Origin of the sequence: Pseudarthrobacter sp. BRE9, assembly GCF_031844305.1 — a bacterium.
Classification (GTDB): domain Bacteria; phylum Actinomycetota; class Actinomycetes; order Actinomycetales; family Micrococcaceae; genus Arthrobacter.
In genome coordinates, this window is sequence record NZ_JAUZUY010000011.1 from 75221 (window position 1) to 89675 (window position 14455).

The window sequence follows — 14455 nt, forward strand, 5'->3', positions numbered from 1 at the left end:
CACCTCTATTTGCAAGGAGCCATCCCATGTCTGACCAGAACCCTCCCCAGCGCCAACTGCACCTGAACGCCTTCCTCATGAGCACCGGCCACCACGAAGCCTCCTGGCGGCTGCCGGAGAGCGACACGCACGCCGGCACCAATGTGGGGCACTACCAGCAGCTGGCCCGCACCGCCGAGCGCGGCAAACTGGACTCGATTTTCTTCGCCGACTCCCCCGTCCTGTTCGGCGAGGTGGGCCGCCGCCCCGCCGGCAAACTGGAGCCCACCGTCCTGCTGACCGCCATCGCCGGTGCCACCGACCGGATCGGGCTGATCGCCACGGCCTCCACCACCTACAACGAGCCGTTCAACCTGGCCCGCCGCTTCGCCTCCGTGGACTGGGCCAGCGGCGGCCGTGCCGGCTGGAACGTGGTGACCACCGCCGGCCCGGATGCCGCCCGGAACTTCGGCGTGGACGACCAGCCCGCCCACGCTGTCCGGTACGAGCGGGCCGCAGAGTTCATCGAGGTGGCGCAGAAGCTGTGGGACAGCTGGCAGGATGACGCCATACTGGCGGACAAGGCCGAGGGCGTCTGGGGCGACGCTGACAGGATCCGGACCATTGACCACGAAGGAAAGCATTTCAAGGTCCGTGGCCCGCTCAATGTCCCCCGCTCACCGCAGGGGCACCCGCTGATTGTCCAGGCCGGCTCGTCCGAGGACGGCAAGGACCTCGCCGCCCGCTACGCGGACGCCGTCTTCACCGCCCACCAGACCCTCGCCGACGCCCAGGAGTTCTACCGCGATCTCAAGGCCCGCACCGCGGCTGCCGACCGAGACCCGGAAACCATTAAGATCCTGCCTGGCATCGTTCCCGTCATCGGCGCCACCGAGGAGGAAGCCCTGGAGCTGGAGCGGGAGCTGGACCGGCTGATCAAGCCCGAGTACGCCCGGATCCAGCTGGCCAAGACCCTGCGCGTGGACCCGGAAGACCTTCCCCTGGACCGGCAGCTGCCGGACAACCTGCCCAGCGAGGACGAGATCGAGGGCGCCAAGAGCCGCTACACGCTGATCGTGCAGCTCGCCCGCCGCGAGCAGCTCACAGTGCGCCAGCTGATCGGCCGCCTGGGCGGCGGCCGCGGGCACCGCACCTTCACCGGCACCCCCGTGCAGGTTGCGGACGCCATCCAGGAATGGTTCGACGGCGGCGCGGCGGACGGCTTCAACATCATGCCGCCGGTGCTCCCGTCCGGGCTGGAAACCTTTGTGGACCAGGTGGTGCCCATCCTGCAGGACCGCGGCCTGTTCCGGACCGAGTACACAGGCCGGACCCTTCGGGAACATTACGGCCTGCAACGGCCGGCCAACCAGTACGCGGGCGCGGCTGCCCCTGGGCTTGCCTCGATTGGATCCGCGATCTGATGGGGCGGGAGTTAAAGCTGAACCTGTCCGTGTGCGTGATACGGGGACTTCCGGAGGGTACTGCCTAGACTGGCAGCTGAACGTTGATGCCAGGACTGGACAAAGGAGCAGGACATGAGCGGAGTAATCGTTGTAGGTGTGGATGCCAGCCCGTCGGCACGGAAGGCCGCGGAAGTGGCGCTGAGCCTGGCGGAGTCGCTGGGAGCATCCCTCCATGTGGTGACCGCCTTTGACGTCGAGAACACCGAAACCTTCGGGGTGGGCTCGGACAAGGTGCGGATCTCCAACGCTGACAGTTCGGAGATGGTGGCGAAGTCCCTGGGCTCATCGCATCCGGGCGTGGAGATCACCCACTTCGCTGCCCGCGGGAAGCCTGCCGATTCCCTCATCAAGGAAGCCGTCCGCCTGGATGCCCGGCTGATCGTGGTGGGCAACCGCCGGATGCGCGGCATCGGCCGCCTCCTGGGCAGCGTCGCCAACAGCGTGGCGCACAACGCCCCGTGCGATGTCTACATCGCGAACACCTACGAGGACTGACCTGCCTCCCGCAGGCGGAAGAGCGGACGACGGCGGAACCTCCCGCCGTCGTCCGCTCCCCTTTTGCTGTGCCTGGGACGGTCAGGCCCCGTACTCCTCATCGGTTACGTGATCGAGCCAGGTGACCACCTCTCCGTTTTCGTCGGCCTCGTGCATGGCGACGTGCGCCATGAACCGCTCAGGAGTAGCCCCGTGCCAGTGCTCCTCGCCCGGCTCGATGTAGACCACGTCGCCGGGGCGGATTTCCTGGACCTCCCCGCCGCGCCGGGCCACCAGCCCAATCCCGTCCGTGACGTAAAGAGTCTGCCCCTTGGGGTGGTGGTGCCAGGCGGTCCGGGCGCCGGGGGCGAACCGGACGTGCGCACAGCCGATGGCCGACTGCTCATCAGGGTTTCGGATGCCATCAATCTGCACCGTTCCCGTGAACCAGTCCTTCGGCCCGGCGCCTGTCTGGCCGCCGCTCTTGGTGTATTTCATGTTTTCCTCCTGGTATTTCGGTTTCAATTGGCTGGCAATGCCGCCTGGTGGTTGCCGGCAGGCATGGCGCGGGACGTCACGAATGCCAGGACAGCGGCGATGGAAAGAATGGCCGCTGCGGCCAGGAACGTGGACTGGTAGCCCGCGGAATCGAACAGCACGCCCCCGAGCGTGGACCCGATGGCGATGGACGTCTGGACCACCGCGACCATCAGGCCGCCGCCGGCTTCGGCGTCGTGCGGCATCGCCTCCGCCAGCCAGCTCCACCAGCCGACAGGCGCGGCCGTGGACATCAGGCCCCACAGGCCCAGCAGGACCACGACGGCGGCGATCCAGCCGCCGGCGGGAACGAGGGCTGCGGCAATGACCGCCATCAGCACCGGGATGATAACCAGTGTGCGGTACAGGCCCTTGCCAAGGAAGCGGCCAATCAGCAGGGTTCCCGCAAAGCCCGCCACGCCGATCACCAGCAGGACGAGGGACACCGTGGCAACGTCCACGCGGGCCACGGTCTCCAGGAACGGCCGGATGTAGGTGAACAGGACGAACTGGCCCATGAAGAAGGACCCGCAGGCGGCCATTCCCCAGGCGACGGGCCGGCTCTTGAGCCCGGCGAAAATCCCGAGGACGTTGCCGGATGCCCGCTTCTCCACCTTCATCGAGGGCAAGCTGATCCACTGCCACCCGAGCGCGAGCACGGCCACCGGCACCAGGCAAAAGAACGCGCCACGCCAGCCGATGACGGAGCCAAGGTAGCTTCCCAGCGGCGCGGCCAGCACCGTGGCGAGGGCATTGCCGCCGTTGAAGATGGCCAGGGCGCGGGGCACCTGGTGGGCCGGCACCAGCCGCATGGCCGTTGCAGCGGACATGGACCAGAAGCCGCCGATCACCACGCCGATGAGGGCGCGGCCGATCATGAAGAGCAGGTATCCCGGCGCCATGGCCACCAGCGCTCCGGAGACTGCCATCAGCGCCGTCAGGCCCAGCAGGAGTGTTTTGCGGTTCGTGCTGCCGGCCAGTGTGGAGACCGAGAGGCTGGTCAGGACGGCGAAGACGCCGGAGATGGCGATGCCCTGCCCCACCATGCCTTCGGAAACCTGCAGCTCGGAGGCCATCGGCGTGAGCAGGCTGACCGGCATGAATTCGGAGGCGATCAGCGCGAAGACGCACAGCGACATCGCGAAGACGCCTCCCCAGTGGGCGGGGTGGTGCCCGGGGCCGTGTGGTGTCTGCGCTTCGCTGGTGTTGATGACTGTTGTTTCCTGGGGCATGTTCTCCATCAAACCGTGCTCCCGGCGCCCTAGCGAGGGCCCTGCTGAAACGGGTCTTGGCAGACCCCCCTTACCGCCGCCCCTTGCCGCAGCGCCCCTTACCGCAGCGCAGCGGACGTCGGGACCTGCCGCCGTCGTCCGCTATCCGCCTCCGGGGGCTGCGGCTTGTAGACCCAGGCCACCAGGACCACGGAGATGATCATCAGCAGGAACCAGGCCACCAGTTTCTCCACGCCCACGGGGTGCCAGCCGTCCAGCTGGCTGGGGTAGAGCCAGGCGCCGGACCAGGTGGCGATGTTCTCGGCGAGCCAGATGAACAGCGCCACCAGCAGGAACGAGACCACCAGCGGCATGCGGAATTCGCGGCGGAACACCCGGAAGTGCATGACGCACCGGCCATAGATGAGGACGACGGCGGCGAGCAGCACCCAGCGCAAGTCCCAGATGTAGTGGTGGGTGAAGAAGTTGGCGTAGATGGCGGCGGCGAGGATGGCGGTGATCCAGCGGCGGGGGTAGCCGGCGAACTTCAGGTCGAACAGCCGGTGGACGCGCACCATGTAGGAGCCCACAGCCGCATACATGAACCCGCTGAAGAGCGGCACGGCGCCGAAGCGCAGGAAACCTTCGGCAGCGTAAGACCAGGAGCCCATGTCCGTCTTAAACAGCTCCATGACGGTCCCCACCAGGTGGAACAGAACGATCACCCGCAGTTCCCGCAGGGTCTCCAGTTTGAACGACACCATCAGGATCTGGATGGCGACGGCGGCGATGGTCAGGAAGTCGTTGCGGGCCAGGCCGGCAGAGTCCGGGTACCAGAGCCTGGCCGCCATGAGCACTGCCAGGAGCGATGCGCCGAAGATGCAGGCCCACCCCTGCTTGAGGCCGAAAACGGCGAACTCGATAAGCTTTGCCTTGCCGCCGCCGGGCGGCGCCGTGGCCAGGAAGCGACGGGCCCGTTCGTCGATCCGCTGCTCCACCGGTGTCGAACCGGTATTCGAGCTATGCACTGATCCCCTCGTGCTGGCTTGGCTGCAGGTTCCTTTTCAGGTCCCTGTCGAGTTCGCGCAGGCAGTAGTCCTTGAACCAGTACCTGATGCCCTGCGGCAGCCTCGGGTAGGCCACGGCCAGGATGCGGAACGTCCGGTCAAAGCGGCGCTCGTGCCGGTCGCTCCAGGCGAGGCCGAAGTCTTTGCGCAACTGGTCGGGAAGGAGCCCGGCGGTGAGGAACCTGGCAGGCGGGATGATGGCCCGGTACCAAAGGGCCGTGTGCTTGGGAAACAACAGGCCCCGGCCCACGCGCACCCCTGCGTACTCCGCGCGGAGGGTGGAGACATGGTCCGCCCAGTAGCGACCGAACTCTGTCCGGTCCTTCGGCCACATGCCCGGTGGAAGCTGCAGGGCGGTGCCGATCCGCGCATAGTCCCGGTACATGGCGTCGGCAGCGTCGTCGTCCAGCGGGCCGTAGATTTTCTCGATGATGGTGAGGGCAGTGTCGTAGAGCGTGGCCACCACCCAGAGCTGCAGCTCAGGATCGTAGGCGCTGTACCCGGCGGAGGTTTTATCTGCAGCCCGCTGCACCGGCACGTGCGCCCGGTTTACCCTGCGGCGGACCTCGTTCACCTGCGCCTCGTTTCCATACACGATCGCGTAGACGTAGGTCAGGGTGCCCTTCAGCCTGTTGACGGGACGCTCGGTGAACGTGCTGTGTTCTGCCACTCCCCGGCCAATGGCCGGGTTGGCAAGCTGCAGCAGGATGGCCCGGCCTGCCCCGGCAAGCAGGATGCCTTCCGCCCGGTAATCGGAAAATTCCTGCACCATGTCAACAGGGTACCGTCACTGCAGGAGCGTGGGACCGGACTTTTGGCCCGTTGACATGGGACGTCACGCCGCCCGTGTCTGTTTGAGCGGGCGGGGGAGGCCCGGAGGACCCTGCTTCACTCCTCCCCCGCCCGGAGAGCCTTAGCGCTCTACCAGGGAGACATCCCGGACTGCGCCCTTGTCCGCGGACAGGGCCATCGCGGCGTACGCCCGCAGCGCAGGCGAGACCTGGCGGTCGCGGTCCTTGGGCTTGTAACCGCCGTTGACTTCCAGTTTTTCCCGGCGTTCGGCGAGAATCTCGTCGGAGACCTCCAGCTGCATTGAACGCTGGGTGATGTCGATGCTGATGATGTCGCCGTCTTCCACCAGGGCGATGGCGCCGCCGGAGGCAGCCTCCGGGGAGATATGCCCGATCGACAGGCCCGAGGTGCCGCCGGAGAAGCGGCCGTCCGTGATGAGGGCGCACTTCTTGCCCAGGCCGCGGCCCTTGAGGAACGACGTCGGGTAAAGCATCTCCTGCATGCCCGGACCGCCGCGCGGGCCTTCATAGCGGATGACCACTACGTCGCCTTCCTTGACGGTCTTGTTCAGGATCTTTTCCACGGCTTCGTCCTGGGATTCGCACACGACGGCCGGGCCCTGGAAGGTCCAGATGGATTCGTCCACGCCGGCGGTCTTCACTACTGCGCCGTCGATGGCCACGTTGCCGCGGAGCACGGCCAGGCCGCCGTCCTTGGAGTAGGCGTGCTCCACGGAGCGGATGCAGCCTTCGGCAGCGTCGGTGTCCAGGGAGGTCCACTCGTTCGACTGGGAGAACGCGGTGGAGGAACGGACGCCGCCGGGAGCCGCGTGCCACAGGGCCTTCGCTTCTTCCGTGGCCTTGCCGCCGCGGATGTCCCAGTCGTCCAGCCAGCCGTCAAGGTCATTGGAGTGCACGGAGTGGACGTCCTTGTGCAGGAGGCCGCCGCGGTTCAGCTCGCCCAGCAGCGCCGGGATGCCGCCGGCGCGGTGCACGTCCTCCATGTAGTAGGTCTTGTCCTTGGCGACGTTCGGTGCCACCTTGGCCAGGCAGGGCACCTGGCGGGACTTGGCGTCCATCTCGGCCAGGCCGTAATCCACGCCGGCCTCCTGGGCCGCGGCGAGCAGGTGCAGGATGGTGTTGGTGGAGCCGCCCATGGAAATGTCCAGGGCCATGGCGTTGTCGAAGGCCTTCGCGGTGGCGATGGAGCGCGGCAGCACGGAGGCGTCGTCGCCGTCGTAATAGCGCTTCACCAGCTCGACGACGGTGCGGCCGGCTTTCTCGTACAGCGCCTTCCGCGCGGTGTGGGTTGCCAGCACGGAGCCGTTGCCCGGCAGGGCCAGGCCGATGGCCTCGGCAAGGCAGTTCATGGAGTTGGCGGTGAACATGCCGGAGCAGGAACCGCAGGTGGGACAGGCGTTCTCTTCGATGAGGTTGATGTCAGCATCGGAGATGGACTCGTCCACGGCGTCGGCAATGGCGTTCACCAGGTCCAGCGAGCGCACGGAGCCGTCCGTCAGGGTCACGCGGCCGGCCTCCATGGGACCGCCGGAGACGAAGACCACGGGGATGTTCAGGCGCAGCGCGGCCATGAGCATGCCGGGGGTGATTTTGTCGCAGTTCGAGATGCAGACCAGGGCGTCGGCGCAGTGGGCGTTGACCATGTATTCCACGGAATCGGCGATCAGGTCGCGGGACGGCAGCGAGTAGAGCATGCCGCTGTGGCCCATGGCGATGCCGTCGTCCACCGCGATGGTGTTGAACTCCCGCGGCACGGCGCCGGCGGCGAGGATCGCGTCGGAGACGATCCGGCCCACGGGGGCGAGGTGGGTGTGCCCGGGGACGAATTCGGTGAAGGAGTTGGCCACGGCGATGATGGGCTTTCCGATGTCCGAGTTGGCGACGCCGGAGGCGCGCAGCAGTGCGCGGGCGCCGGCCATGTTGCGGCCGTGGGTGACTGTTTTTGAGCGGAGTGCAGGCATGCCTACCATCCTCTGTGCATCCACAGCGCGGTGGAAGACAGCGCTGATACTAGTAGTAGGAGTACCACAGTAATAGTATTTATGGGTGACTAACCCCGGGCGGCGTAAGGAACTTGGCCTCTTCCTGAGGGCCCGCCGCGACCAGGCGCTGCGGGCCGACTACGGCCTTCCGCCGATTGGCCGTACCCGCGAGCGGGGCCTCCGCCGCGAAGAGGTGGCCTTTCTCTCCGGCGTCAGCGTCACCTGGTACACCTGGCTAGAGCAGGGCAGGGACATCAGCCCGTCCCGGCAGGTCCTGGAAGCCATCAGCCGCGCGTTGCATCTTTCAAGCACCGGTCTTGGCTATGTGCTGTCGCTGGGCGGGTACGCGTCCGCCGCCCCTTCCGGCCCCGCGGCAGACTCGGCGCCACCCCATATCCAGCGGCTGCTGGATGCGCTGGATCCCAATCCGTCCTTCGCCCTGTTCCCGGATTGGGGCGTGGCCGGCTGGAACAAGGCATATGCCGCGCTGTACCCGAACATCGCCATCGCGCCGCCCGCGGACCGCAACCTGCTGTGGCTGGTGTTCACGGACCCCTACGTCAGGGACCTGCTCCCGGACTGGGAGACCACCAGCAAGCGTTTCCTTGCCGAGTTCCGGGCCGAAACCGGGCAGCGGCTGGGCGATCCGGACATCCAGTACCAGGTGGAACGGCTCAAGGAAGCCAGCCCGGAGTTCCGGCAGGGCTGGGACCTCTACGACATCCTCGGCTTCGAATCCCGCGAGCGCCTCTTCCACCACCCGGCGGTGGGAGTCCTCCAGCTCGAACACCATCAGGTCTCCCCTTCCGACCGGCCGGATCTGCACATCGTGGTGTACACGCCCGCCCCGGGCAGTGACGCTGCAGCGCAAATGCAGTCCCTGCTGTCCGTGGCCGGCTAAACAGTCCCCGCGAGGAACGCGAGCGCGGCGGCGGCCTGGGCGCGGGTGGCCACGCCGAGGGTGGGATCCACGGCGGGCAGGAACGACGGCGAGTGGTTGGCCGGGATGTCCGCGTCCACCGTGCCGTTCGCCACGGCCCGCCGGTAGGCTGCCTGGGGCACGGAGCCCACTACCCAGTACACGTACGGGATGCCGAACGCGTCGGGGATGCGGCTGAAGTCCTCGGATGCTGTCTGCGGGGCGGTGCGGTAGACAGCGTCAGCACCGAAGGCATTGGTGAAGGCAGCAGTGACCCGCGCGTTGGCTTGCGGGTCGTTGCTGGTCAGCGGGTACTGGTCGTAATACTCGAACTCCGGTTCCTGCGGCGAGCCGGCCGCTGCGCACTCGCCGCGCACGATCCGCTCAATGGCGGCGATCATGTGGCTCCGGATCGCCAGATCGTAAGTGCGGAGGTTCAGCAGCAGTTCGGCCCGGTCCGGAATGATGTTGGCCGTAGCTCCGGCACTCACCGAGCCAACGGTCAGCACGGCGAACTCCCCCGGCAGGGTTTCCCGGGACACCACCGTCTGCAGGCGGAGGACGATCGAGGCGGCCAGGACCACAGGATCCACGGATTTGTGCGGCATTGAGCCGTGGGCGCCGCGACCGTGGACGGTGATCCGCACGGAGTCGCCTGCCGACAGCACAGGGCCCGGGGTTGTGCCGATCGTTCCCGCCTCGGTGGGCATCACGTGCTGGGCCAGCGCAATGTCGGGCCGAGGGATTCCGGCGGCCAGGCCGTCGTCGAGCATTGCCTGGGAGCCAGCCGCTGTCTCCTCCGCCGGCTGGAACAGGGCAACGTAGGTGCCTTGCCAGATATCGCGGTGTTCGGCCAGGTACTTCGCCGCGCCGAGCAGCGCCACCACGTGCATGTCGTGCGCGCAGGCATGCATCACGCCCGGAATGCTGGAGGCGTAAGTTGCCCCAGTTGCCTCGGTGACCGGGAGGGCGTCCATGTCCGCCCGGGCCAGGACGCACGAACCTGCACCGTGGGCAAGGACGCCCACGACGCCGGTGCCGCCAAAGTGCCGCACGTCATAGCCCCAACCAGCCAGCTTCGCGGCGACGGCTGCGGACGTTTCGTGTTCGGAGAGGCCCAGTTCCGGGTGCCGGTGGAACTGCTCGTAGAGGGGGATCTGCCAGGACAGCTCCTGCCCGATGCCGCCCGTGAGTTGGTCTGTCATATCCATGGAAGGCTCCTCCCGCCCGGTCATCCCGGCCCCTTCCGCCACCATAGGCAGCGCACGCAGACGGTGTCCATGGGAAACGAGGATGTCCATGGGGAACCAAGGAAAGCGGCCGGCGACGGGGGTTCCCGCCCGCCGGCCGCTGTCCTCGGCCAGACATGATGCCCGGGAAGACTAGGCCAGCACCCCCTGCCGCACCACGGCCGACTGGAACTGTGCACCCGCGCCCGGGAATACCGGCACGTCAATCCGCGCGTGGGTGTGGACCTCGGGGACCGTGGCCTTCGTGTGCCGGCCAATCTGTTCCATCGTGGCCACCCACATGCCGTCCATGGCCTTCACCCGCTCGATGAGTTGTTCCAGCGCCACGGCCTTCGATGGCCGGCCGGAGATGAACGGGTGGTTGGTCAGCACGAAGCAGCTGCCCTGGGAGTGGTGGGCCTCGGCTTCCAGGGTCCACATCTCCAGGACCTTGGCCGGACTCTCAATCACCCCGCTGCCCGTCACCCCGGGGTAGAACGCGTACTGCTCCCAGTCGTCAAGGGCCCAGTCCACGGGAATTTCCACGATGTCCCGGGGATCATCGGCGGCGACGGCGAAGCGGTAGGGGGCGTCGCCGTCGAGCAGGCTGGAATCATAAAGGAAACCACGGTCGGCCAGCAGGCCTGGGGAATGCCAGTTCAGCTCCCACCACGGCGCCCGGTAGCCCACCGGCCGGACTCCGGCCACCCTGGCCAGGGCCTCCAGGCCACGGTCGATGTAGCCGGCTTCGGTGGCGGCATCGATGCCCTGCATGGGTTCGTGCAGGTAGCCGTGGTGCGCCACCTCGTGCCCGCCGTCCACGATCCGCCGCACCACGTCCGGGTAGGACTCGGCGGTAAAGCCGGGGATGAAGAAGGTGGCCCGGATGTCCTGGCGGGCCAGGATCGCCAGCAGCCGCGGCACCGCGACTTTGGGTCCGTAGGACTGGTGGCTCATCAGCGACATGCGGCGGGTGCTGGCGGGGTCGTGGGCGATGGTGCAGGACTCGGCGTCCACATCGAAGGTGAACGATGCAGCAGCCTTGGCGCCGTCCGGCCAGGTGATCGGGTGCAGTGGGTCCGCGATGGCGGGCTGGTTCACGGGAAATCCTTTCGGCGGGCGCAGTGCGCCCGCCAGGGTCTTAGGGAAGAGGGGTGGGGCGGCTTAGAGAGCGGGAAGGGCAGGCGTGCTGTCCGCCGCCGTGCCGTCCGCTCCGGAAGCGGCGTCCGCCTCCTGCGGGGTGCGGGGCTCCAAGGCAAGGTAGCGGATGTGCTGCCGTGGCCCGAGGATGGCGTACACCCCGGCGCTGGTCAGTCCGCCGGCCAGCCAGGACAGGTCCCATCCGCCCAGGGCCACTGCGATGGGGCCCTGCATGATGGGGATGAGTCCGTACATGAACAGCCAGGTGGCGAAGATGCCGGCCACGAGGGCGGTGACGCCGGCCCAGTTGACGCCAGGCAGCCGCTTGGTGCCCACCGCGTCGAACAGGCGGTCCGGCTCACCGGGCCAGCGCTTGTCCAGCCAGAAGTAGTGCACCAGCATGATGCCGCCCCAGGCGGCCACCCAGGCCACCAGGCCGATCAGCCAGGCGTCGAGGACCGCGGCGAAGTCCTCCTGGAAGATGAAGAAGACGACGGCGGCGAGCGAGAAGACGCCGACGAACAGGTTGAGCTTGCGGCGGCTGATGGAGATGTCCAGCGCCTGGGTGGCCACGGAGAAGGTGTAGATGTTCAGGATGTTGGTGGCGATGGGGCCGTGGAGCACCATGAGCAGCACCGGCAGCGCCATGGCGCCGAAGTTCAGGACGATCAGCTTGCCGGGGTCGATTTCGCCGCTGTTGGTTGCCAGGCTGGCGCCGAGGACACCGAGCCAGACCACCGGGATGAACTGGCCCAGCACGGAGGCCAGGTAGACCTTCTTCTTGGGGACGCTCGTGCTGACAAACCGGGAGTAGTCCGCGGCGTAGGTGAACCAGGTGATGCCCCAGCCGATTCCGATGGCGGTCATGACGGCGCTCATGGCGGCGATGCGCTCGGAGCCTTCCAGGATGGCGCCGGCCGGTCCGGCGTAGCCCCAGTCGATGTCCATGCCGAACCAGGCGACGGCGGACATGACGGCCAGGATGAGGATGGTGGGCGGTACGGTCCATTTTTCGAAGGCGGCGATGGCCTTGTAGCCGAACCAGGCGATGGCCACCTGCAGGGCCATGATGAAGGTGGCGACGCCGATCTTCCAGCCGTAGTTGGGGGCGTCCGGGTCAACCCAGCCGAGGGTTCCGAAGAGGGCCATAACCAGGTCCAGGATGATCCAGGTGTTCACCGCGCACCAGCCGATGACCAGCAGGGCCTGGATGGCGGCCGGCAAGTAGTTGCCGCGCCGTCCGAAGGCCGCCCGGGCCAGGACCATGCCGGTGGCGCCGGTCTTCTGGCCCAGGAGGACGAAGCAGCCAAAGAGCAGCATGCCGATCAGGTTGCCCAGGACCAGGACGGTGACGGTGTCCGCCAGCCCGAGCCCCAGCTGGATGCCGAGTGCCCCCAGCACCCAGTTGATGGGGGCCAGGTTGGCGCCCGCCCAGATCCAGAACTGGCCGGATACCTTGCGGGTTCGTGCTGATTCGGGAATGGGCTGGAGCCAGGCTTCGTGGTCCACGGCGTTGTGGTCCTGCGTGGCCTGGCCGGGTTGGCCGTGCGTGGCTGGTGAAAGCTTTTCTTGCATGGGGGCCTCCGTGAGGTGGATAAGTACCAAAAGGTTATGTGGCCCTGATCACAAGGAACAAGATACGATATGTCGAATAGATTCTCCTATTACGTTACGGAATGTCGTGTCACTGCTTCTTGGCGAAATACTCGCCCACCCCGCGCTCGCCGCCGCCGACCCCGTGGTCCATCCGCAGGGCGTGCTGATTGACGAACAGCCGGTCCGCTGGGTCCACTCCAGTGAGGTACTGGATATCGCTCCCCTGCTCCGGGGCGGCGAACTGCTGCTTTGCGGGGGGATCACGCTGGCCACGGCCACGCCTGCCAAACGCGAAAACTACGTCCGTGAACTGGCCCAGCGCGGCGTTGCGGCGCTCGCCATCGAGACTGGTGGTGCCCTGCCGGAAATCCCTGCCGACATGCTCGAAAAGGCTGAGGAATACGGCCTTCCGGTGGTGGAGCTGCGCAAGGTGGTGCCGTTTGTGGGCGTCATGCAGGCCATCAACTCCATGCTGGTCAGCGAGTCCGTAGGGCACCTGCAGCAGGCCGACGCCGCCACGCGTGCCATGGCGGCGGAGCTGGCCCACGGGGCGTCGCTCGACAAGATCCTGGGCGTGCTGGCAGGCATCACCGGTTCCGCCTGCAAGCTCACCTCCCCCTGGGGTGTCACCATGGGCAGCGCGGCGCCTGAGGATTGGGAGGACGACGGCGACGAGCAGGCAGGCGGGCAGCGCTTGGTTTCCGGGGCCGCGGGCGAAACAGTGGTCAGCGTGGACATCCCCGTGCGCGGGGTCCTCATGGGCCGGCTCGAGGTGCGGGTGCCGGATGTTGCGGACCTGGCAATGGCGCAGGTGGCCGGGGAACGCGCCGTGGACATCCTGGGCCTGGCGCTGCTGCAGCACACCCCTCCCGGACTGCACGCCCTGGCCGGCGCCGAACTGATGCGGGCCGTACTGCACTCCGCTCCGGAGTGGCGCCTTGAGCAGCTGGCCCCGGCTGCGGGCTTTCCCACGGACTCCCCCGCCGTGGTGGCGGCAATCCACGCGGCGTCGCCGCAGGAGCTGCGTGGCGCCGTCGAAACTTTCCTTAGCTCACGCCGCATCCCCTGTGCCGCGTACCTGGACGACGCCGAGCTGGTGGTGATGATTGGCCTGCCGTGCACTGATACTGCCGGTGAACGACGGCAGCTCCTGGAATCGCTCCGCGGCCTGGAGGGGGACCACGATGCGGTGATCGCCGCGGGTCCGCTGACAGGTGGCGTTGCCGGGGCTGCCTGGTCGCTTGCTGAAGCGCGCCGCACCCTGGAAGTGCGCCAGATCCGGCGCCGGAACGCGTCGGCGCGCAGGCGTTTCCCGGCCCGCGGCCTGGTGGTGGTGGACGCCGACGACGCGGCCGTGGAGAGCCTCTCCCTGACCTGCCTCGACGGCTCGGCCCGCGAGGCGTTTGTCAACCGGCAGTTGCGGGCAGTCCTTGAGCATGATGCGCAGCGGCAGTCCCAGCTGCTGGAGACCCTGCAGGTGTGGCTGGACTCAGGCTGCAACACGGCGCAGTCCGCACGGGAACTGCACCTGGAGCGGCAGTCGATGCACCACAGGCTGCAGCGGATTTTCGAGCTGTGCGGCGGCGATCCGCGCGGGACCGGGCGGCTCGCGGCGCTGCATCTGGCGGCGCGGATGGCCGGGCTGCCGTGACATGTGAATCGGTGTCTTCGGTCTCTGGCCCTGCGATCGAGGTCATGCTAGGTTTCGGGTGATCAGGATGTCCTGACGCGGGTCCTCTCCCGTTCGGCTTCTGACGAAACTTCAGAAAGCAGGGGCAACGATGCCAACGCTGGTAATCATGCACGAGGTCGATGACGTTGAGCACTGGCTCAGTTCCTCAAAACGGGAAGAAATCTTCGGGCCCGCGGGCATCACCGTTCGAACGTTCACTGATCCGGCGAAGACCAACCGTGTAGGCCTGATCGTCGATGTCCCGGACATGGACACGTTCCAGCGGATGATGGAGTCGGAAGCTGCAGCCGATGCGATGAAATCCGACGGCGTCCGCCCGGAAACCATCCTGACGCTCGTCGAATCCTAGA

At 67.3% G+C, this 14455-nt stretch carries 13 protein-coding genes; 5 read left to right on the forward strand and 8 right to left on the reverse strand.

Annotation, left to right across the window (positions count from 1 at the left end):
• The first annotated feature begins 26 nt into the window (after positions 1 to 26).
• Together Q9R31_RS17815 and Q9R31_RS17820 are read left to right on the forward strand one after the other, a co-directional pair.
• Entirely contained in the window at positions 27 to 1403 is a 1377-nt protein-coding gene (locus tag Q9R31_RS17815) for an LLM class flavin-dependent oxidoreductase (RefSeq protein WP_311264040.1), read from the forward strand.
• A 114-nt stretch (positions 1404 to 1517) separates the two neighbouring features.
• A complete protein-coding gene (locus tag Q9R31_RS17820) occupies positions 1518 to 1940 on the forward strand; it encodes a universal stress protein (RefSeq protein ID WP_311264041.1) in 423 nt (140 codons plus the stop codon).
• Positions 1941 to 2021: 81 nt separating this feature from the next.
• On the opposite strand, the gene Q9R31_RS17825 is transcribed toward Q9R31_RS17820, so the two are convergent.
• From Q9R31_RS17825 to ilvD, 5 genes are all read right to left on the reverse strand, one after another.
• Entirely contained in the window at positions 2022 to 2417 is a 396-nt protein-coding gene (locus Q9R31_RS17825; RefSeq protein ID WP_311264042.1) for a cupin domain-containing protein, read from the reverse strand.
• A gap of 23 nt (positions 2418 to 2440) precedes the next feature.
• The gene (locus Q9R31_RS17830) at positions 2441 to 3697 is read right to left on the reverse strand and encodes an MFS transporter (RefSeq protein WP_311264043.1); all 1257 of its coding nucleotides are present in this window, start codon (positions 3695 to 3697) and stop codon (positions 2441 to 2443) included.
• 89 nt (positions 3698 to 3786) lie between these two features.
• A complete protein-coding gene (locus Q9R31_RS17835; protein ID WP_311264044.1) occupies positions 3787 to 4695 on the reverse strand; it encodes a DUF817 domain-containing protein in 909 nt (302 codons plus the stop codon).
• A complete protein-coding gene (locus Q9R31_RS17840) occupies positions 4688 to 5506 on the reverse strand; it encodes an oxygenase MpaB family protein (RefSeq protein WP_311264045.1) in 819 nt (272 codons plus the stop codon). The genes Q9R31_RS17835 and Q9R31_RS17840 overlap by 8 nt, the downstream gene beginning before the upstream one ends.
• A gap of 141 nt (positions 5507 to 5647) precedes the next feature.
• Positions 5648 to 7507 carry a dihydroxy-acid dehydratase gene (ilvD, locus tag Q9R31_RS17845; RefSeq protein WP_311264046.1) on the reverse strand — a complete coding sequence of 620 codons (1860 nt, stop codon included), beginning with the start codon at positions 7505 to 7507 and terminating at the stop codon, positions 5648 to 5650.
• An 85-nt stretch (positions 7508 to 7592) separates the two neighbouring features.
• Between ilvD and Q9R31_RS17850 the strand changes: the two genes are divergently transcribed.
• A complete protein-coding gene (locus tag Q9R31_RS17850) occupies positions 7593 to 8429 on the forward strand; it encodes a helix-turn-helix transcriptional regulator (protein ID WP_311264047.1) in 837 nt (278 codons plus the stop codon).
• Here the strand turns inward: Q9R31_RS17850 and Q9R31_RS17855 are convergent.
• From Q9R31_RS17855 to Q9R31_RS17865, 3 genes are all read right to left on the reverse strand, one after another.
• Positions 8426 to 9658 (reverse strand): amidohydrolase, encoded by a 1233-nt coding sequence (locus tag Q9R31_RS17855; RefSeq protein ID WP_311264048.1) that lies wholly within the window; start codon positions 9656 to 9658, stop codon positions 8426 to 8428. The two genes, Q9R31_RS17850 and Q9R31_RS17855, sit on opposite strands and share 4 nt — an antisense overlap.
• A 171-nt stretch (positions 9659 to 9829) precedes the next feature.
• Entirely contained in the window at positions 9830 to 10777 is a 948-nt protein-coding gene (locus Q9R31_RS17860) for a polysaccharide deacetylase (RefSeq protein WP_311264049.1), read from the reverse strand.
• 63 nt (positions 10778 to 10840) lie between these two features.
• Positions 10841 to 12391 (reverse strand): cytosine permease, encoded by a 1551-nt coding sequence (locus Q9R31_RS17865; RefSeq protein ID WP_311264050.1) that lies wholly within the window; start codon positions 12389 to 12391, stop codon positions 10841 to 10843.
• Between the two features lie 106 nt (positions 12392 to 12497).
• On the opposite strand from Q9R31_RS17865, the gene Q9R31_RS17870 reads away from it, so the two are divergent.
• Both Q9R31_RS17870 and Q9R31_RS17875 read left to right on the forward strand, forming a co-directional pair.
• Positions 12498 to 14063 carry a PucR family transcriptional regulator ligand-binding domain-containing protein gene (locus tag Q9R31_RS17870; RefSeq protein ID WP_311264051.1) on the forward strand — a complete coding sequence of 522 codons (1566 nt, stop codon included), beginning with the start codon at positions 12498 to 12500 and terminating at the stop codon, positions 14061 to 14063.
• A gap of 148 nt (positions 14064 to 14211) precedes the next feature.
• Complete coding sequence (locus Q9R31_RS17875; protein WP_311264052.1) at positions 14212 to 14454, forward strand: hypothetical protein; 243 nt, start codon at positions 14212 to 14214, stop codon at positions 14452 to 14454.
• Position 14455: the final 1 nt, after the last annotated feature.